At 74.7% G+C, this 20424-nt stretch carries 14 protein-coding genes; 8 read left to right on the plus strand and 6 right to left on the minus strand.

Going from position 1 to position 20424, the window contains the following annotated elements:
- Positions 1–5: 5 nt before the first annotated feature.
- Positions 6–3026, minus strand: coding sequence for a class III lanthionine synthetase LanKC (gene lanKC, locus ACIPAE_RS03780; RefSeq protein WP_402442718.1), 3021 nt, complete (start codon positions 3024–3026; stop codon positions 6–8).
- 429 nt (positions 3027–3455) lie between these two features.
- Here lanKC and ACIPAE_RS03785 point away from each other — a divergent pair, with 429 nt between their 5' ends.
- Both ACIPAE_RS03785 and ACIPAE_RS03790 read left to right on the plus strand, forming a co-directional pair.
- On the plus strand, positions 3456–4310 hold the full coding sequence (locus ACIPAE_RS03785) for a helix-turn-helix transcriptional regulator (RefSeq protein WP_328463581.1): 855 nt from the start codon (positions 3456–3458) through the stop codon (positions 4308–4310).
- A gap of 23 nt (positions 4311–4333) precedes the next feature.
- Positions 4334–4564: a DUF397 domain-containing protein gene (locus ACIPAE_RS03790; protein WP_329369833.1), complete on the plus strand. Its 231-nt coding sequence runs from the start codon at positions 4334–4336 to the stop codon at positions 4562–4564.
- Between the two features lie 94 nt (positions 4565–4658).
- Here the strand turns inward: ACIPAE_RS03790 and ACIPAE_RS03795 are convergent, their stop codons facing one another.
- The 3 genes from ACIPAE_RS03795 to ACIPAE_RS03805 form a co-directional block, all read right to left on the minus strand.
- Positions 4659–5348 carry a hypothetical protein gene (locus ACIPAE_RS03795; protein WP_402442720.1) on the minus strand — a complete coding sequence of 230 codons (690 nt, stop codon included), beginning with the start codon at positions 5346–5348 and terminating at the stop codon, positions 4659–4661.
- 52 nt (positions 5349–5400) lie between these two features.
- Complete coding sequence (locus ACIPAE_RS03800) at positions 5401–6192, minus strand: hypothetical protein (RefSeq protein WP_402442722.1); 792 nt, start codon at positions 6190–6192, stop codon at positions 5401–5403.
- Positions 6193–6317: 125 nt separating this feature from the next.
- Positions 6318–8372, minus strand: a complete 2055-nt coding sequence (locus tag ACIPAE_RS03805) for an MFS transporter (RefSeq protein WP_329369828.1) — start codon at positions 8370–8372, stop codon at positions 6318–6320.
- 202 nt (positions 8373–8574) lie between these two features.
- Between ACIPAE_RS03805 and ACIPAE_RS03810 the strand changes: the two genes are divergently transcribed.
- Positions 8575–9786, plus strand: coding sequence for a peptidoglycan-binding protein (locus ACIPAE_RS03810; protein ID WP_402442724.1), 1212 nt, complete (start codon positions 8575–8577; stop codon positions 9784–9786).
- Between the two features lie 73 nt (positions 9787–9859).
- Here ACIPAE_RS03810 and ACIPAE_RS03815 read toward each other — a convergent pair whose 3' ends face one another.
- A complete protein-coding gene (locus ACIPAE_RS03815) occupies positions 9860–10462 on the minus strand; it encodes a hypothetical protein (RefSeq protein ID WP_329369826.1) in 603 nt (200 codons plus the stop codon).
- Positions 10463–10746: 284 nt separating this feature from the next.
- On the opposite strand from ACIPAE_RS03815, the gene ACIPAE_RS03820 reads away from it, so the two are divergent.
- The 5 genes from ACIPAE_RS03820 to ACIPAE_RS03840 all read left to right on the plus strand — a co-directional run bounded on the left by ACIPAE_RS03820 (position 10747) and on the right by ACIPAE_RS03840 (position 19735).
- Positions 10747–11418, plus strand: a complete 672-nt coding sequence (locus ACIPAE_RS03820; RefSeq protein WP_329369824.1) for an HAD-IA family hydrolase — start codon at positions 10747–10749, stop codon at positions 11416–11418.
- A gap of 241 nt (positions 11419–11659) precedes the next feature.
- The gene (locus tag ACIPAE_RS03825; RefSeq protein ID WP_402442727.1) at positions 11660–11989 is read left to right on the plus strand and encodes a CU044_2847 family protein; all 330 of its coding nucleotides are present in this window, start codon (positions 11660–11662) and stop codon (positions 11987–11989) included.
- Between the two features lie 49 nt (positions 11990–12038).
- Positions 12039–13925: a trypsin-like peptidase domain-containing protein gene (locus ACIPAE_RS03830; RefSeq protein WP_402442729.1), complete on the plus strand. Its 1887-nt coding sequence runs from the start codon at positions 12039–12041 to the stop codon at positions 13923–13925.
- 18 nt (positions 13926–13943) lie between these two features.
- Positions 13944–14930 carry a MoxR family ATPase gene (locus ACIPAE_RS03835; RefSeq protein WP_366412044.1) on the plus strand — a complete coding sequence of 329 codons (987 nt, stop codon included), beginning with the start codon at positions 13944–13946 and terminating at the stop codon, positions 14928–14930.
- Entirely contained in the window at positions 14927–19735 is a 4809-nt protein-coding gene (locus ACIPAE_RS03840) for an SAV_2336 N-terminal domain-related protein (RefSeq protein ID WP_402442731.1), read from the plus strand. The genes ACIPAE_RS03835 and ACIPAE_RS03840 overlap by 4 nt, the downstream gene beginning before the upstream one ends.
- Positions 19736–19766: 31 nt before the next feature.
- Here the strand turns inward: ACIPAE_RS03840 and ACIPAE_RS03845 are convergent, their stop codons facing one another.
- A complete protein-coding gene (locus tag ACIPAE_RS03845; protein ID WP_402442733.1) occupies positions 19767–20423 on the minus strand; it encodes a DUF2306 domain-containing protein in 657 nt (218 codons plus the stop codon).
- Position 20424: the final 1 nt, after the last annotated feature.

Raw genomic sequence — 20424 nt, forward strand, 5'->3', positions numbered from 1 at the left:
CGCGTTCAGGACGCGGGCGGTGGGGGGAGGAACGGCAGCCGGGGCGTGGGGTGCTGGCCCGCGTTGGCGGCGCCGAGGGCGAGCAGGCAGCCCGCGGTGCCGGTGCCGAGGTCCATGGACAGCCGCATCATCTGGTTGCCGGGGAAGGCGAGTTCGCCGCGGTAGGCCATGCCGTACCAGCCGAGCGCGTCGATCTGCGCGGCGAGCGCGCCGTCGGGGACGCCCGGTGCGGTGGTACGGGCCAGGTGCAGGATCATCCCGGCCCGGCCGACGAAGAGCCCGGGCTGCGCGTACAGCCGTGCGGTGGCCGCCCGGACGATGCCGGTCCTGGCCTGCTCGAAGCGCGCGGTGGCCGCCTCGTCGAGGTCACCGGAACCGGCCAGGCCGAGCAGGTCGTCGAGGACCAGTCCGATGCCGGCGCTGCCGCCGCCGAGGTAGGGCATGGTGCGCCAGCCCTCGTCGACTTCGAGGCTTCCGCTCGCGGTGACCACGCAGGAGTCGAGGTCGAGGGCGAGCGCGCGGGCCGCGTGGCCGAGCAGCGCGGGCAGGCCGGTGCGCTCGTACAGCCGCAGGAAGAGCAGGGCGGGGCCGGTGGCGCCGCGCATCAGGCCGGCCCGGCGCGGGGGGCCGCCCCGCTGCGAGCCCTGCTGAGCCCGCGAGCCCTGCTGGGCCTGGTGCGGCAACGACTCGGACCCCTGCGCCTGTTCGAGCTGCTCGGCCTCGGCGGCGATCCGTCCGGCGACGATCCCGGCGGCCTCCAACGCCCGCTCGCCCAGGTCGGTTTCGCCGGTGGCATGGGCGAGGTGGTCGAGCACCAGGCCGATTCCGGCCAGGCCGCCGCTGAGGTCGGACGACAGGCGCTGCCAGTTCTCGCCGAGCAGGGAGCGGACCAGGGCGAGGGCGCGTTCGGTGTGGCCGAGCCGTTCGAGGACGTACGCGACGCCGGCGACGCCGTCGTACAGGCCCAGCGGGGTGCCGTTCGGCAGGTGCGCGGTGCGGGCCAGCAGCCACTGCTCGCCCTCGTCGTAGCGGGGCAGGCCGACCTGGTCCAAGGCGTGCAGCACGCCGGCGGCGCCGTGGGCGATGCCGAGGCCGCCGCCGTCGGAGAACTGCGCGATGTCGCCCGGGAAGAGGCGGTCCTCGCGGTCGGGGGTGGCGGAGCCGAGGATCGCCGCGGCCATGGAGTCGCGTGCGGTGATCCAGTCGCGCGGCTCGGCGGGCAGGTAGCGGCGCGGCGGTCCCGGGCGGGTGCCCGCGGGCAGGCCGCTTCCGCCGAGGTCGCCGGAGGCGCGCCGGGAGCCGGGGGCGCCGGACGGTTCCGTGCGGCCGGTGCCGGCGCCGCGCTCGGGCTCCCCCACCTGCACGTGCAGGTCGGGCGAGGGTGAACTCGCACGGAGGTCGGTGCCGTTGACCGGCCGGGCGCCCACCGCTCCCCCGAGGCCGGCCGCTCCGCCGGGTCCCGCGCCGTCCACGGCGGCGCTCCGGGTGCCCGCCGCGTCGTCGGCGGTCCTCGTGATCTCGGCCACCGCCTCCTCCAGGTACCAGTCCGGCACCGGGAACTCGCGGCCGATCACCTCCGCCAGGTGCGCGGCCTTGCCGCGGTCGATGGCGAACAGCGTGGTGACCGGGAGGAAGAGGGCCAACCGCAGGCAGGCGAGGGCGTAGTGGTCGACGGCGGTGCCGCGGCGGTCGGGTGGCGCGACGAAGCCGGGGTGGGCCACGGCCTGGCGGCCGTTGTCGGTGGCGCGCGCGGCGGCCTCGAAGTCCAGCAGGGACACCGTCTCGTCGTCGGGCGCGACCATGATGTTGAACATGTGCAGGTCGTTGAAGACGACCCCGCGCGAGTGCACCGCGGCCACCGCCTCCTCGACGCCGGCGTGGATGCGCAGCGCCCAGCGGGTGAAGTCGGCGACGTCGGCCGGGTCGGGGTCGGGGCGCAGCAGCGGATGGCGGTGCGCGAAGTAGGAGTTGAGCGGCTTGCCCTCGACGAAGTCCATCACCAGGAAGCGGTGGTCGCCGACGGTGAACCAGTCGCGCATCTCGGGGGCGACGCCGAGTCCGGACAGCCGCCGCAGCGCGTCGCGTTCGCGGCGCAGCCGGGTGACGGCGTCGGCACCGTCGGAGGCCAGCCCGGCGTGCGGGCGGCCCTCCTTGAGCACGACCTTCTCGCCGGTGCGGGTGTCGGTGCCGGCGTAGACACCGCCGCCGTTGGAGAAGTGCAGGGCCTTCTCGATGCGGTACGGCAGGTCGCCGACGGTGGTGGCGTTGCGCGCGGCCAGCTCCGGGGCGAGGAAGTCCGGCAGGGTGATCCAGTCGGGCACGTGGAAGGCCGGCGACCGGTCGTCGGGCACCAGCCGCCCCTCGCCGTCCTCGACCGCCGGCACCAGCGTGCCGCGCCCGCCGACGCAGTACCGCTTGGCGAAGGCGCCGTAGCGGACGTAGAGCGGGCCCTGCCGCCAGCGCAGATCGGTGAGGATGTACGGTCCCGGTTCGCCGTCGAGCAGCGCGCCGAGCTCGTCGAGGACCACCCGCAGCGCTTCCTCGTCGGCCGGGTAGATCGTGACGAACTTCCCGGAGGTGTCGCGGCCGGCGTACTTGGAGTTGCGCAGATGCAGCAGCTGCGGCCCGGGCACGAACTTGAACGGGATGTTCCGCGGCACGCAGTAGTCCCAGACCTTCGCGGCCACCTTGTCGGCGCACTCCAGGGTGGCCGAGGCGTGCACCTTCCAGCCCTGCGCGGGGTAGGCCCGCTCGCCGGCCGGCGGATCGAGGTGCAGCCAGTCGCCGTTGCGGAGGGTGTGCCAGCCGTCGGGGACGGGGCGCCGCGCGGTGTCGAAGAGCGGTACGCCGGCGGTGCCCGGGCCGGCGCCGTTCGCGGAACCGGACCCGTTCCCGGACCCGTTCCCGGACTCGTTCCCGTTCGCGGCCCCGTTCCCGTTTCCGTTTCCGGTCGTCGCGGACAGCCGGTCCAGGCTCTCGTAGAAGTGCGGGTCGGTGAGGCAGAAGACCTCGTAGCGGTTGTCCATCGATCCCCCCTTTTCGCGGTGACGGGACCGAGATTGGCACGGGAGCGGAATCGGGAGAAGTCACCGTTGTCACCTCATCGCCATGCGGAACGCATATGTCGGACAGCCGGATCACATGACATACGGCCGCCACCGTGCGTTCCCTCACGGACGCCCTCGGTGTTCGCCCAGCGTGAACGCGCCTTCTCGTCCGACCCTTCCGCCGCATTGATCAGCCCCGCCACAGGGGCGTCAGGATCGCTCCCGTTACCGGCACACCCGCCCAACGCAGCACTTCAGCAAGGGAGTTGACTGTGCGGGAGCAACACCACCGAGGCATTATGGGGCAATAGTGCACCACTGCAACATTGTCGCCGAAATTTCCAGAAACGATCTGGACCCCGCGAGAGCGGAACGGCACACTCGGAACCAGCACCAAGAAGGGACACCATGCCGCTCAGAAGCACCGCGACCGCCCGTCAGGAGCGCCTAGGCGCGGAGCTGAGGAAGATGCGGGAAGCCGCGGGGATCACCGCCCGCGACACCGCGCGGCTGCTCGGCACCGACCCGGCGAAAGTCAGTCACATCGAGGCGGGTCGGCTCGGTGTCAGCGAGGAGCGGTTACGACGTCTCGCCGCGTTCTACGAATGCGGAGACGCCGCGCTGATCGACGCCCTCGTCGGCATGGCCAACGGCCATGGCCGCAAGGGCTGGTGGGAGGCGTACCGCGGGGTGGTGCCGGCCGGCATGCTCGACATCTCCGAGATGGAGCACTACGCCGTCCACCTGCGCCCGCTCCAGGTCAGCCACATCCCCGGACTGCTCCAGACCGAGGCGTACGCCAGGGCCGTGGTCGGCCACGCGGTCCCCCCGCTGCCCGCCAACGAGTTGGAGGCGTGGGTCGCCCACCGGATGGAACGCGCCAACGTCCTGCACCGCGAGGCCGCTCCGCCGTACGAAGCGCTGGTCCACGAGGCGGCGCTGCGGATGCGGTTCGGCGGGGCGAAGGTGGCGAAGGCCCAACTGGAACACATCCAGGAGCTGAGCCGGCTGCCGCAGATAAGCGTGCGGGTCATTCCGTTCGCCTCCGAGGGCCACGTCGGCTCCAGTCACGCGATGCTCTACGCGAGCGGGACCGTCCCCCAGCTGGACACCGTGCAGATCGACTCCGCACACGGGGTGATCCTGCTGCACGCGGCCACGCAACTCGCCAACTACCTCAACCGGTTCGAGATCCTCACGAAGGTGGCGCTGGACCGGGAAAAGTCACGCGACTTCATGCACTCCATCTCCCGAGACCTCTGAACCTCTGAAAGGGCCCTCATCCCATGACCGCGCCCCTGGCTTGGCAGAAGTCCACGTACTCGCAAGACAGCGGGGACTGTGTCGAGTTGACCGCCCACGGGGGCGCGGTCCTCCTCCGCGAGAGCGACAATCCGACCGTGGTGCTGACCACCACACGCAAGGACCTGGCACGGTTCCTGCGCTTCCTCAAAGCCGCGCCGACCTCGACGGCTTCGGTGGCCGGACCCGCCCGGGTGCAGCGTTCCGTGGGGTGAGGACCGCCTGCGGGCGCGATGCCGCCCGCGCGGTTTCCCCGCGCCCCTGACCGGGGTGCGGGGAAAGGGCCGCGCCGAGCGCGGGGCGGGGCGGCTACGCGAAGTCGAGCAACTTGCGGGTCATGTCGCGGTAGTGGGTGAGGGCGACCCGCAACTCCTCGGTGTCCGGCTCCGATCCGCCGTGCACGCTCGCCCGCAGCGACTCGCGGCGCTGCTCCAGCATGCGGGTGAGCCGCTGGGCCGCCTCGTCGAGCACGGTCTCGGCCTCGCGTACGGCGCCCCTCGGGTCGTCCACGAAGCCGCCCACGGCGTGCTCCATCCGCTCGCTCAGACCGCCGTCGCCGGCGGGAGTGGCGGGGGTATCGGGAGTGGCCGTGGTCGCGGTCGCGGGGTGCTTCGGCTCGGTCGGCCGGTCAGGCGCGGTCCGCCCGGTCCGCTCCGCCGACGGGCTCGCGGGGGGCGGCCCGGCCTCGTCGGGCACGGTCTCGCTCCGCTCTGCGCCCGTACCGGTGACGGTCCCGGTCGTGGTCGTGGTCCCGGTCGTCGTCCCGGTCCCGGTCGTGGTCCCGGTCGTCGTCCCGGTCCCGGTCGTGGTCCCGGTCGTCGTCCCGGTCCCGGTCGTGGTCCCGGTCGTCGTCCCGGTCCCGGTCGTGGTCCCGGCGTCGCGCTTCTCGTACTTCCCGGTCGGGTTCCTGCCCTCGCTCCCGCTCTTCGTCTCGTCCACGTCGTCGGTCCTGATCTCGGTCTCGGTCCCGGTACGGCCGTGCGGGGTGTTCGGCGTCATCGTCTTCGCCTCCAGGTGTGCGGAAAGGTCGTGGGTGCCGGCGGTCGCGGGGTCATGCCTCGCCGCGGCCGGGGTCGTCGCTCTTGCGGGTGCTGCCGGTGAGCGCGGCGAAGCGGCCCCCGAGCGTGTGGTGCCCGCGGTCGGCCTCGCGTACGTCGTCGTCGCCCACGGCGGGCTCGACGGGCTCGGCGGACTCAGCGGTCCTGGCGGGGCCGGCGGTCGCCGCGGGTTCCCGGGGCTCCGCGGTCGGCTCGGGTGCGTCCGGCACCTGCGCGGGCCGCGCGACCGCGGACGTACCGCCGTCGGCTCCGGTCAGCTCGTCGAAGAGCTCCCGTGCGCCGATCAGCGACTGGCGCAGGTCCTCCGTGGCGCCCTCGCCGCCCGCACTGGCGTGCTCGGCCAGCGCGTGGGCGCGGCGGTAGCCCTGGAGCCGGGTGCCGTGGTGGACGGACAGCGCGTCGAAGTGCTCGGGCGAACCGGCCTCCGGGAAGCCCCGGTTCGCGGCGACCTGGCCGACGAGCCGGTCGGCCGCGCCCAGCGCCCCCGCGGGGTCCTCGACGAACTGTGCCTGCACGGCCTGCCAGCGCTGCGCGTACTGCGCGCGGTCGGCCTCGGACAGCGGCCGCCGGTCGAGGTCGCCGTACCGCTTGACGCGGTCCGCCAACTCCTTGTCGGTCGCCTTGGTGTCGCCCTCGTGCCGGGCGAGCACCCGGTCGTACTCGGGTCCGAACCGGTGCTTGAGACGGCCGGTGCCGGGTGTGCCGCCGTACATGCTCCATACGACGACGACAGCGATCACTACGAGGACTGCCACCACGATCGCGATGACGGCTCCTGTCGACATGTCGGGCCTCCCTTCCCTCGCGGGCTCGCCTTGCCCGCGTCACCACCCGCAAACCCGGACCGCCCGGCGGCGGGGAAGGAAGGAGGAAAGGACGGAGGAAGGGAAGGGGGCCGCGGGAAGGGGATTCAGAGCACCCGGTGCGCGTGCGCCGGCCGTTCGGGCCGCTCCGGCCGGTCATGGTCGCCGCCGCACAACTCCCCGCTCAACTTCGTCAGCAGCGCCGCGAGTTCGCTGTGCCGGGAGGGGTCCCAGTCGCCGAGCAGGTCGGCCAGGACGTTGCGGCGGGCCTCGCCGAGCCGCGCCGCCATGGCCTTACCGGACTCGGTGAGCCGCAGGGGGTTGCCGTCGCGGACGGCGAACCCGCGGGTCTCGGCCTCGACCGCGGACCGTTCGATCATCGCGCTCGGCACCGTGGCGTGCTCGGCCAGCTCCACCGGGTCGGCCTCGCCCTGGTGGGCGATTCTCAGCAGCAGCCAGCTGGTGGCCGGATGGATGTCGGCGCCGGCCTTGTCGGTGACGCGGATGTACAGGTCCCGTTTGGTCTCCCGGTTGCCCAGCACCGACAGGCAGCGGGCGATCTCGTCGAGCGAGGAGCGCTCCACCGGATTGGTGCCGAACGTCTCGTTGGCGTCCGGCGCCGTGACCGACCCGCGCAGCGGCTGCTCCCTCAGCAGCCAGGCCAGCACGAAGCCGAGCAGCGCGACCGGCACCGCCCACAGGAAGACGGTGGTGATGGACTGCGAATAGGCGTGCAGCACCGGCGCCTTGATGGCACTCGGCAGTCCGGCGATGGCCGTCGGGTCGGCCTGGAGCCTGGCCGGATCGAAGCCGGCCGGCACCCGCACCCCGCGCAGCGCGGAACCCAGCTTGTCCGAGAGCTGGTTGGTGAAGACGGTGCCGAACACCGAGACGCCGAAGGACGCGCCGATGGAGCGGAAGAAGGTGGTGCCGGAGGTGGCGGAACCCAGGTCCTCGTAGCCGACCGCGTTCTGCACCGCGAGCACCAGCACCTGCATCACCAGGCCGAGGCCGAACCCGAAGACGAAGAAGTACAGGCTCATCACCCAGGTCGCGGTGAACTCGTCGAGCTGGTGCAGCAGGATCAGCCCGACCGCGGTGACGGCGGTGCCGAGGATCGGGAAGACCTTGTAGCGGCCGGTGCGGCTGATGATCTGGCCGGAGCCGGTGGAGGCGAGCAGCAGCCCGACCACCATCGGGATCATGTGGACGCCGGAGAGCGTCGGCGAGTAGCCGTGCACGACCTGGAGGAAGGTCGGCAGGTAGGTCATCGCGCCGAACATCGCGAAGCCGATGATGAAGGAGATGCCCGAGCAGATGACGAAGGTGCGCACCTTGAACAGCCCCGGCGGCAGCACCGGCTCCTGCGCGCGCCGCTCGATCATCACGAACACCGCGACCAGCGCGACCCCGACCACCGCCAGCACGATGATGCCGGGCGAGCTCCACGCCAGGGTGGTGCCGCCGAGCGAGGTGACCAGCACCAGGCAGGTCGCGGCCGCGGCCACCACCGCCATGCCGGCGTAGTCGATGCGGTGCGCGGTGCGGCGTACCGGGATGTGCAGCACCGCGGCGATCACGGCGAGCGCCACGATGCCGATCGGCAGGTTGATGTAGAACACCCAGCGCCAGGAGAGCTGTTCGGTGAACACCCCGCCCAGCAGCGGCCCGAGCACGCTCGCCGCGCCGAACACCCCGCCGAACACGCCCTGGTAGCGGCCGCGGTCGCGGGGCGGCACGATGTCGCCGACGATCGCCATGGACAGCGCGATCAACCCGCCGCCGCCCAGCCCCTGCAACGCCCGGAACGCGATCAACTCGCCCATGCTCTGCGAGATCCCGCACAGCGCCGAGCCGATCAGGAAGATCACGATCACGGACTGGAACAGCCGCTTGCGGCCGTACATGTCACCGAGCTTGCCCCACAGTGGAGTTGCCGCGGTGGACGCCAGCAGGTAGGCGGTCACGACCCATGACAGGTGGTCGATGCCGCCGAGGTCGCTGACGATCGTGGGCAGCGCGGTCGACACGATGGTCTGGTCGAGCGCGGCCAGCAGCAGCCCGAGGGCGAGCGCGCCGATCGCGATCCGTACCGCGCGCTTGTCCTGCTGCTCGCCCGGTGCCGCCGCCGGTGCCGCGGCGGTGCTGGTGTCCTGGGCCATGTGGCAGCTCCTCGCCTCGCTTCCCCGAGGGCCAGAAACTCATATTCCCACCCTTTGTACGGTTATGGCCTGCGGAACCGGTCACCACTACCGCCGGGCGCTGTGCCGGAGGCGTGTCGGATCGGCATAATCACCGGAGAATTCGCGCGCACCGTGTGAACGGATCGTGCGGACCCGGGTACGAACGGCGGGAGGGGACCCAGTGGCGCCGGAGCAGCCGAACGGACAGGACGGCCGGGACGACCGGCCGGACCCGTCGTACCGGCCGTACGCGTACGCCCAGGGCGACCGCGCCGCGAAGGGTGACGGCATGACCGAGGACCGTATCGGGGGCGCCGGCGCGGACGGCGTCCCGACCGCCGCCGACGGCACCGGGCCCACCAGCCCCGGCACGGCCGCCGAGGACGACGCGGGCGGGATACGGGCCGCCGAGCGGTCCGCGCAGCGCGCGGCGGCCGTGGCGGCCGTGGAGGGCTTCCACCCGCTGCGGCTGCGCCCCTACGTCACCGATCCGCACGGCGACGCGGCCGGCGAGAGCACCGTACGGCGGCTGATCGACACCGACCCGCCCGGCCCGGTGGACGACGACGGGCCCGCCGTCGCCGACCTGGGCCTGTTCCCCGCCACGTACGCGGGTGTGGAGTACGCCGAGGCCCCGCACGACGGGGGGCACGACGCGGCCCACGCGCACGCCGTGGCGGCCGCCCGGGGCCGGCACCGGCGGCGCAAGCGCGGCATCGTGGTGGCGGCGGCAGCGGTCGCCGCGTCCGCACTGGCCGCGGGCGCCGTGGCGGTCAGCGGCCAGATCGGCCAGGAGCAGGGCAGCACCGACCGGGCGCTGCCCGACCAGTCCTCGTCGATGCCGGACGTGGTGCTGCCGACGGACGCCACGCAGTCCACCGCGTCGTCGGCCCCGGCCATGGCCGACCCCGGTGCCCCGCGCGCCACGACCACCACGACCCGCGCGGCGAGCCCGTCGGCCACCCCCTCGACGTCGGCCACCACGCCGCCGGCCACCGACAGCGCCACTCCGGCCGGCCCGGGCGGCACATCGGCCCACGTCGCCGGGTCCACCTCGGCCGCGCCGGGCACCCCCGCGGCGCCCTCGGACCCCGCCACCGGCTCGGGCACCGACACCTCCACGCCGCCCGCGAGCGACGCCTCGTCCGCCGCCACGCAGGTGCTCCAGCTCGGCGACTCCGGCCCGGCCGTCGCCGACCTCCAGCGCCGGCTGAGCGAGGTGTGGGTCTACGCGGGGCCGATCAACGGCGTCTTCAACAGCCAGACGCGGCTGGCGGTGGCCACCTTCCAGGTCTGGTACTGGGTCACCGACGCGGCCGACGGCAGCCACGACGGCGTGTACGGGCCCAAGACCCGCGCCGCCCTCGAACGCCAGACGCAGGGCGACTCGTAGGACGAGCCGAACGCCGGCCCGGGGCCCCGGACGAGGGCACCCGGCAGCCGGCGGGCCAGGCCGGCCTCCGGCGCTACGGCCGCCCCGGCGCGGTCCCCGCGGGCTCCACGTACTGGAGCAGGCCCCACGTGAAGTGCGCGATCACCCGGCCCCCGGTCAGCGGGTCGGTGAGCGCCAGCCGGGCCCGGGACGGCGCGTCGGGCGGCAGCGGCGCCGCCGGCGGGAAGGCGCGGGCCGCGTCGTCCACGGTGCACGACCACGGCGCCAGGTCCGCGACGGCCGCCGGGCGCGGCGGCTCCGCCCCGGGCGCGCGCACCAGCCACTCGTTGACGACCGCCCCGGCGCCGCCTCCCCCCGGGCCGGGCAGCGTGACCACCTCGAACCGCAGGTCGGGCCAGAGCGGCACGGGCCACAGCGCCGCCCGCAGCTCCAGATCCCCGGCCCGCTGCTCCCTGACGTCCTCCGGCGGCCCGAGCGCCGTACGGTAGCGGGCCTCGCCGCGCGGGAACGTGCGGCTGTGCAGCCGCGCCTGCCACCGGCGGTTCGCCTCGCGCAGATCGGTGTGGTTCACGCCCAGCGTGCGCAGCGCGTCGTCGACCAGGCCCGGCTGGTGGTCGGCCATCCGCCGCAGCAGCACGAGCTGGAACTGGAGCGGCCCGAAGGGTTCCGTGGGCATGCGGCGAGTCTAGGGCGGTCGGGGCGGGGACTGGCGCAGCGGCCACATCTTTTGTATCGTGATGGAACAAAGTGGTTCCGCCCGCTACCCCTGACCGGCGGGCGGGACCACGGAGTACGGAGTTACCGCCGGGGGGGGGGGGGCCGCCCCCCCCCCCCCCGGGCCCCCCCCCCCCCCCCCCCCCCCCCCCCCCCCCCCCACGACCACCCCCCCCCCCCCCCCCCCCCCCCCCCCCCCCCCCCCCCCCCGCCCCCGCACCGTCTCGCACCCCAGGGAGCACTTCCATGACGCCGTCCGCCCCCTCCGCCGAGTTCCGCGCCCGCGCGCTGCTGCTGGACATGGACGGCACCCTGGTGAACTCCGACGCGGTCGTGGAGCGCTGCTGGCGGCGCTGGGCCGAGCGCAAGGGGCTCGACCCGGTCCACGTGCTCTCGGTCGTGCACGGCCGCCAGGGCCACGCCACGATGGCCGTGCTCCTCCCGGACCGGCCGGTGGCCGAGAACCTCGCCGAGAACGCGGAGTTGCTCGCCGAGGAGACCGCCGACACCGACGGCGTGGTGCCCGTCCCCGGCGCGCCCGCCTTCCTCGCCGCGCTCCAGGGGCACCCGCACGCCCTCGTCACCTCCGCGAGCATCGGCCTCGCGCAGACCCGCATGGACGCCGCCGGACTGCCGATGCCGGCGGTCCGGGTCACCGCGGAGTGCGTGAGCGCCAGCAAGCCCGACCCCGAGGGTTTCCTGAAGGGCGCCGCCGAACTCGGTTTCGCCCCCGAGGAGTGCCTCGTCTTCGAGGACGCCGAGGTCGGCATCGCGGCGGCCCGCGCGGCGGGGATGCGGGTCGTCGGTGTCGGCCCCCGCGCGGCCGCCCATCAGCCCAGCGCGCACGCCCCCTCCCTGGAGCACGTGAGCGTGCGGCCCGCGCCCGGCGGCGGCCTCCTGGTGACCGTCACCGCCTGACCGTCACCGCCTGACCGTCACCGCCTGACCGTCACCGCTCGACCGCGGACGCCTGACCGCGGGCGCCGAACGCCCCGCCGATCCCCGCCGATCCCGGGCGATCCAGGGCGCCCCCGGCCAAGCCACGCCGGCCCCGGGCGGAGGGCTGCCGGGAGTCTCATACGGACGAACCTCCTGCGCCGCGCCGCGCGGCGGCTCTATCGTGGAAACCTGGAGAGTCGGCACGGTTCGGGTGGGGGACATGCGGCAGCTGGTGGAGGTTCAACTCCCGGACGGACAGGCGATCTGGGCCCGGATCGAATCCCCCGACGGACCCCAGGACTCCGGCCTCCTCGACGGCGGCGCCCGAGCGCTCCGCGGGTTCGAGACGACGCTGCGGACGGTGGCCACCAACGTCCGCGACGCCGTGGCGCAGGCGGCCCCCGACAAGGTGAGCGTGGAGTTCGGCGTCGAACTCGCCCTCGGCAAGGACGGCTTGGTGGCCGCGCTGGCCGGGACGAGCGGCACCGCGGCGGTCAAGGTGACGCTCGAGTGGGGCGGCGAGCAGCCGGGCGCCGGGGCGCCGCAGTGACCGGGACCCGCTTACCGGCGCGGTCGAACTGCCCTTGCGGACAGCGCAGTTGACCGGGCCGGCGCAGCAGTGCCTGGTCCGGGTGCGGGGCCGGACGGCGGGCAGCGGGTTCCTGGCCGCGCCGGGCTACGTGGTCACCTGCGCCCATGTCGCGGGCGAGCGGGGCGGACCGGTCACGGTGAGCTGGCAGGGCCGCGAGCTGGGCGGCTCGGTGCTGGCCGCCTCCGCGGCCCCGGCCCACGGCGGCCTGTGGCCGTTTCCGGACCTGGCGATCGTGGCGCTCCAGGACCCGCCCGAGGGCCACCCCTGTGCCTGGTGGCACGACCAGATCCCGCGGGGCGGGCAGCAGTTGACCGCCATCGGCTACTCCGACAAGTACCGCGTCGAGCCCGAGATCGTCACCGCCGTCTTCGCGTACCAGGGCGACCAGTTCTTCGACGGCGGGCTGATGTTCCGGCTCAAGCACGACGAGGTCACCCCCGGCATGTCGGGCGGCCCGGTGGTGGATCTGGGCACCCACGGCATCTGCGCGGTGGTCAAGGCCACCCGGATGGACAGCACCGACATGGGCGGTCTGGCCACCCCGGTCGGCGCGTTGCGCTGCCTGGACCCGACGGCGTACCGGGCGCTGGTCCGCGCCCATGACGCCTTCCACGCCACGGACGTACGGTGGCCCACCGCGCCGGCGCCCGCGGGGACGCCGCTCGGGCGGCCGCTGCTGTCCCCGCGCGGGCACCGCACGCTGTTCGGCCTGCTGGCCGCCGTCCCTTCGCCCGAGCCGGGCGGCCTGCTGCCGGCCTTCCACGACGCGGCCGGCCGCTATGCCGCCGCACCCGCCTTGCCGCTGCACGAACACCGCGACGTCGTCAGCGAGTTGGAGGCGCTCGGCGCGGCGGATCAACGCGTTCCCCGCGGCCTGCTGCACGCGGCGGCCGTCGCCCGTACGGCGTCCGGCGGCGCCGCCGAGAAGCTGCGGTGGTGGATCGACACGCAGGGTGACGCGCTGGGACTGGACGTCCAGGACCTGACCGACAGCCTGCCGGCCGCCGCCGCGCAGCCCGCCGTCCCGCGTTCGGTGATGATCCGCCTCACGCCCTCCGCGGTCGATCCGGCCCGCTACACGGTGGCGATGTGGCGCTACGAGGGTCCGGACGCCATCTCGCCCGCCGGCCACGAGTCGGACGCCCTCCCGCTCGTGGACGCGCTGGAGCGGGCCCGGAGCATGCTGCCGGAGCAGCTCGCCCTCCTGGGCCGGTCGGGCGGCGACCCGGTGATGGTCGAACTGATCGTCCCCCAGGAGCTCATGGAGCAGGACTTCGACGAGTGGAAGCCCTGGACCCGCAAGGCCTGGTCCAGCCTCGGCCGCAAACACCCGGTGGTGCTGCGGGACTTGGAGCGGTTCGACGACGAGGAGCTGCGCCAGTACTGGCACAGCCGGTGGGACCGGTTCACCGCCGGGTCGGCGGCGGGACCGTCGCTGGCACTGGCCTGCAACGACGAGTCGGACCAGGAGGTCCTCGAAGGGTGGATCGAGTCCGAGCCCGCGATGGCCGCGCTGGTGCTCGCCAGCTCGCTTCGGCACCCTTCCTCCGGCGCCGTCCTGGAGGTCGCGCTGGCCTCGGGGGTGCCGGTGATCCTCTGGCGCCGGTCCGACCTCCACGACTGCTCCGCCGCCGCGTACTCGGGCTGCCCGTCCCGGCTGCCCCGCGACTGTCCCGGCGGCGCCGGCGACCGGCGCTGCCCCGCCGAGACGTTCTTCACCAGGCTGCGCACGGACGTGGAGGTCACCCCGCCGAAGCAGTGGCCGGAGCGGGTACGGCAGTTGCGCGGGAGGGCCGCGGTCACCCCCGCGGGCGGACACCACGCCCAGGACCTCGTGCTCCTGTGGGACGACCCCGAGCGGCGGCTCCCCCACCCGCCGCTGCGCTACGCGTAGGAAGAGAAGAGCGATCCGATGGACGACTGGCTGATCTACCGCGGCAGCGGCGAACCCCACGACGGCATCCAGGATCTGCCCGCTCCGCCGCCCTGGCGCGCGTTCTACTCCGACCGGCCCACCCCCTTCGACCGGGACCACGCCTACGGCCTGTCCGACCGCTGGCCGCTGCGGGCCGTCGCCTACCAGGCCGACCCGAAGACGGTCGAGATGGTCAACACCGCGCTGTACCTGCGGCGTCCCCTGCTGGTGACCGGCGACCCGGGCGTGGGAAAGTCCAGCCTGGCGTACGCGGTGGCCCACGAGTTGCGGCTCGGCCCGGTGCTGCGCTGGCCGATCACCAGCCGCAGCACCCTCAAGGACGGCCTCTACCGCTACGACGCCATCGGCCGGCTGGAGGAGGCCGACCGCACACCCGAGGCCACGCCGGTCGATGTCGGGCGGTACTTCCGGCTCGGTCCGCTCGGCACCGCGATGGCGCCCTACGCGCTGCCCCGGGTGCTGCTCGTGGACGAGATCGACAAGAGCGACATCGACCTTCCCAACGACCTCCTGGACGTGTTCGAGGAAGGCTTCTTCGAGATCCCCGAGCTGTCGCGGGTCGCCGACACGCTCACCGACGCGCAGGTCCGGCCGGCCGACGACGGCCGGCGGGTGGCGGTCGCCGCGGGTCAAGTGCGGTGCAGGGCCTTCCCGTTCGTCGTGCTCACCAGCAACGGCGAGCGGGATTTCCCGCCCGCCTTCCTCCGGCGGTGCGTACGCCTGCACCTTCCGACGCCCTCGCCGGAGCGGCTGCGCGCCATCGTGCACGCCCATCTGGGCGAGGCGGCGCCGCACGCCGAGCACCTCATCTCGCTCTTCCTCGACCGGCGCAGCAAGGGCGAACTGGCCACCGACCAGCTGTTGCAGGCGGTGTACCTGGCCCGGCACGCGCAGGGCGACACGACCGACCGCGGCCATGTCGCCGATCTCGTCCTGCAGTTCCTCAACCAGGACCGCCTGTGAGCGTGGACGCGTTCCGGTCCGTGCTGGCCGGACTCGGACCAGGGCCTGGCCCCGGGCCCGGACCCGGACCTGGTCTCGGACCCGGCGCGGAGGACCCCACACCGCGGGAGATCGCCGAGATCCTCTGGCTCGCCACGCGGCTGCCCGCCGGCGCCGGCGCGCCCGCGGCCGGCGAGGAGCCGGCGGAGTCCCCGCCCGCAGCGCACGACGACACCGTCGACACCGGCCCCGCGCTCCCGGACGAGGGGGCGCCCGCGGCCGGCGATCCCGCGATCCCGCTGCACGCCCCGGGCAGCGCCCCGTTCCCGGGCGGCGCCCGCCGGCGGCCGGCCCGTCCGGTACGGCTGTCCGCCGCCCCGCCGCTGCCCCATCAGCTCGAACTGCTGCGCGCCCTGCGGCCGCTCAAGCGGCGGGTGCCCTCGCGGCAGGGCGGCGACCTCGACGAGGAAGCCACCGTCGACGCCATGGCGGGGCGGCCCGCCCGGCATCGCGGGGCCGCGCGGCTGCCGGTGCTGCGGCCCGCGCCGGAACGCTGGCTCGACGCGGTCCTCGTGGTGGACGGCCACCCGACCAGCCTGCTGCTCTGGGCTCCCCTCGCCCGCCAAGTGCACCGCCTGCTGATCCAGTTGGGGGCCTTCAGGACCGTACGGGTGCGCTATCTGCATGCCGGGCGCGACGGCTCACCGGGAGTGAGCGCGCAACCGGCGCCGCCGTCGGACCGGCTGCGGGCCACCTCGGAACTGCACGACCCGTCCGGCCGCCGGCTGGTGCTGGTCCTCACCGACGCGGTGGCGCCCGGCTGGCAGGACCCCGCGGTGCGGCACACGATGCGGCGGTGGGCGGCGGCCGGACCCCTCGCCGTCCTCCAGGCGCTGCCGGAACGGCTGTGGAGCCGTACGGCGCTGCCGGCCGTACCCGCCCGGCTGCGGCGCGCGCCCCTCTCGGCGGCGAACACCGATCTGGCGTACACCGGGCGGCGGCGCGGCAGCCGGGAACTTCCGCACGGCAGCATCCCCGTGCCGGTGCTGGAGTTGAGCCCCGCGTGGCTCGGGCCCTGGGCCGAGTTGCTGGCCGGCCCCGGCTCCCGCAGCGCCAACGCCGCGGTCGCGCTGCTGTCCGCCGACCCCGAGCCGTCGCCGGCCCGCGACGATCCGCGAACGCCGGACCGGCGCCTGCGGGACTTCCACGCGACCGCCACGCCGGCGGCGTTCCGGCTGCTGGCCTGCCTGTCGGCCGTGCCGCTCAGCGTGTCCATCATGCGGGTGGTGCAGGCGGCCATGATCCCGGGAAGCCCGCCGACGGTACTGGCCGAGGTCCTGTTCAGCGGCCTCGTCGTCCCGCAGCCGACCGGCCGCCCCACCGCGCCGGAGGACATCGCGCCGGAGGACATCCCCCACGACTTCCTTCCCGGCGTGCGCGCCACCCTGCTCGGGTCGTTGCGCGGCCACGAGACGGACCAGGTCATCCGGGCGGTGTCCCGGTTCGTCGAGCGCCAGGCGCCGCGGGCGGCCGGACGGGTCCCGGGCCTGCTGCCCGATCCCGCCGGCGGTGCGGAGCTGCCCGCCGACGGGATTCCCTGGGCGCTGCTGCGGCAGGAGGCGCTGGACCGGGCCGGGCTGGCGAGCCCGCCTCCTCGGGTCCGGTCCTCGGCCGACGGCCTCGCGCACCCCGACGCCCCCGCTGCGCCCGCCTCCCCCGCCAACCCGAGCAGCCGCACTGCTCCGAGGCTCCCGGGCCTCCCGACCAGCCCGGCCGACCCGGCGGCCGGCCGGACCGCCAGAAGCGGCCGGGCCGCTCCCGGTACCCCCGGCACCCCCGGCACCCCAGGCACCCCCGGCACCCCCGGCACCCTCGGCACCTCGCGCACGGTCGGCCCGTACCGGCTCGTCCGCTTCGTCAGCTCGGCGGACTTCTCCGACGTCTACCTGGGGGAGGACGCCGAGGGCAGGCAGGCCCTGGTCAAGGAGCTGCCGTGGGATTCCACCCCCGGCCCCGAGATGCTCGGCGCCCTTCTGCGCGTCGAGGCGGAGGCGCTGCGCCGGATGGACGGCCGGCAGGCACCGTCGTTCCTCGGCATCGACCCGCAGACCCCGCCGTCCTGGCTGGCGATGCAGTACGTCACCTCGCCGTCGGGCGGCGCGGCGGCGAACCTCATCCGCGCCCCTTGGCAGCGCGCCCGCCCCGCGGACGACTTCCGCTCCCTGGCCGCACTGGCCCGCGAGCTGGCCACGGCACTCGACCGGGCCCACGCGGCGGGCATCGTCCACGGCAACCTCTCACCGCACGCCGTCCTGACCGTCCCCGGCTCGGTGGTCCTCATCAGCTGGGTCTACGCCCAGTTCGACGGACGCGTCCACCCGTATCCGCAGTACCGCTCCCGCGCCACCGGTCCCCTGCCGCCCGAGGGATATTCGACGATCGAGCCGCTGGACCCGTCCTTCGACATCCACGGCCTGGGGACGACCCTGGTCTACGAGGTGACGCACGATCCCCGCTTCCCGGCCCGGCTGCCGGGGCACCTGGGCGACCTGCGCACGCTGATCGAGCGCTGCCTGGACCCCGACCCGCGCCGGCGGCCCACGGCCCGCCGGTTCCTCGACGACCTGGCGGACATCGCGCCGCCGGACGCCCCGCCACTCGCGCCACCCCTCTCCCTGGCGGCCCAAGGCCCGCAGACCGCGCGGGAGTTCCCCGCGATGCCGGCGGTCCCTGCCGTGGGACCCGCCCCGCCCGCCCTGATCCAGGGCCGCTACCGGCTGCGCCGGCTGATCGGGCGCGGCGGGATGAGCGAGGTGTGGCGTGCGGAGGACGAGTCGCTGGCCCGCCGGGTGGCGGTCAAGTGCCTTCTGCCGCCGGGTCGTTCCGGCCGCGCTGGGCTCACCCGCGCCATCCAGGAGCGGTTCCGGCGCGAGGCGCGGGTGGCGGCGGCGCTCCAGCACCGCGGCATCACCGTCGTGCACGACTTCGGCGAGCACGACGGCGTGCTGTTCCTGGTGATGGAACTGCTCGACGGCCGCAACCTGCGCCAGGTGCTCGCCCAGTCCGGCGGCCGCCTGCTGCCGATCCCCGAACTCGTCGACATCGCCCTGCAGTTGGCGTCCGCACTGGCCTACGCCCACGAGCGCGGCATCGTGCACCGGGACCTGAAACCGACCAACATCATGCGCCTCGGCGACGGAACCGTGAAGGTCTGCGACTTCGGCATCGCCCGGCTCGGCGACGACAGCTTCTCCTCCCGCCTCACCAACGCCGACGTCGCCCTGGGCGCCACGCACTACATGTCCCCCGAGCAGATCAACGCCTCCGTCGTCGACCAGCGCAGCGACCTGTACGCGCTGGGCTGCGTGCTGTACGAACTCGCCACCGGGAAACCGCCGTTCGACCTCGGCGACGCATGGTCCATCCTGATCGCGCACCGCGACCACATCCCCGAGCCGCCGCGCGCACGGCGCCCCGACCTGCCGGAGGAGCTGGAACGCCTCATCCTCGACCTGCTCGCCAAGGACCCCGCGGACCGCCCGCAGCAGGCCGCCGAGGTGACCGCGCGCCTCACGGCGAGGCAGCAGCAGGCCGCCGCCCCCCAGCAGCAGTCGTGGCACCCTTCCGCACCGGCCCCCGACCCCGGCCCCGCCGCCCCCTCGACCGACGACGTGCCGTCCCCGTCCGGCCACGACGACCGCGTCTCCGCGCTGGCCGCCCGCCAGGCCGCGGCCGACAGCCTCGGCCGACTAGGGCTCTGGACCGAGGCGTACGACCTGAGCGCCGCGGTCGCCGCCGAACGCGAGCGCGTCCAGGGCCCCGAGCACCCCGACACCCTGGCCGGCCGGCACGAAGCGGCCTGCTGGCTGACCCGACTCGGCCGGGCCGAGGAGGCGTTGCCGCTGCACACCCAGGTGGCCGAGGCCCGCGGCCGCGTGCTGGGCCCCGACCATCCCGACACGCTCGCCGCGCGCCACGAGGCCGCGTACACGCTCGGCATGCTCGGCCGGCACCTGGAGGCCCGCCAGGAGTTCGCCGCGGTACTCGACGCGCGCGAGCGCACCCTCGGTCCCGAGCACCCCGACACGCTGCGGTGCAAGCACAACCTCGCCTACAACCTGGCCCAGTCGGGCCGTACGGAGGATGCCTACACCGCCACGGTCGAGGTCGCCGAGGCCAGGTCGCGGGTGCTGGGCCTCGACCACCCCGACACGCTCGTCACCCGTGGCGAGGCCGCTCTCCTGCTCGGTCGGAACGGGCGCTGGGAGGAGGCGCTGGAGGCCAACCGCGAGGTCGCCGCCGACCGGTCGCGGGTGCTGGGCCCCGACCATCCCGACACGCTGGCCGCCCACTACGAGATCGGGATCTGCCTGGGCCGCCTGGGCCGCGACGCGGAGGCGCTCAACGTCTTCCAGGAGCTGGTGGCGAGCCGTACCCGCGGCGCCGGGGCCACGGACAGCGAGACCCTGCGGGCCCGTCACGTGCGCGGTGTCGTCCTCGGCCGCCTCGGCCGCTGGGAGGAAGCACTGGCCGAGGCGCGCGAGGTGGCCGCGGCCCGCGAGCGGCTGCTCGGCCCCGACAACGAGGACACCCTCGTCAGCAAGCGGGAGGTCGCCGTGTGCCTGGGCTGGCTCGGGCGGTGGGGCGAGGCGCTGGTCGCCTACCGCGAGGTCGCCGACGCACGCGAACGGGTGCTCGGCCCTGACCACCCCGACACCCTCAGCAGCCGCCACGACGAGGCCCGTTGCCTGGAGAGCCTCGGCCGCACCGACGAGGCGCGGGCCCTCTACCGGCGCACGGGCGGGCCGGCGCAGACGTCGGACTGACCTGGAGGTCAGGCGCGGGCGCGACCGGCGGTCACGTGTGGGCTGAGCGGGCGCGGCGGCGCCGGATCAGCACTTCGGCCACGGCGAGGTCGACGATCCAGCCGAGGGTCTGGCCGACGGGGATGAGGTCGTGCGCCTCGTTGCCGAAGGAGGCGCGCTCGGCCGTTCCCCGGAAAGGGAGTTGGGCCAGCAGGAGCAGGGGCACGACCACGCGGGCGGTGACGGCGAGGAAGGTGAACGCGTAGTTGCGCGCCATCCAGGACCGGTGCGCCTCGAAGTCCCGCCGGCGGGCGGCCCGCAGCGCGAGGTGGCCGGTGACCAGCCAGCCGGCCGCGGCCACGGTCAGCCCGACCTGGGTGAGCAGCCGCCCGGAGAGCAGCGCCACCGGGACCGCGGCCAGCGCGGCCGGCAGCACCCCGGCGAGGAGGTAGCCGCGGCCGATCGCGCGGTGCACCGGCCGGCGCGCCCGGATCGCCGGGATGAACTGCAACGGCCCGAGGACCAGCGCGACCAGGGCGGCGAAGATGTGCACGACCAGGACGTACCAGTGCAGGCGGCCGGTGATGTCGAGCCGCCCGCTGCCGACATGGAACGTCAGGTAGGGGCTGACCAGGCCCGCGCCGGCGGCGGTCGCGACGACGAACAGGGCCCAGGCCCGGCGGTGGGAGGGCGCTTCGGTGGAGGCCATG

The organism is Streptomyces sp. NPDC087270 (assembly GCF_044744625.1).
GTDB lineage: Bacteria > Actinomycetota > Actinomycetes > Streptomycetales > Streptomycetaceae > Actinacidiphila.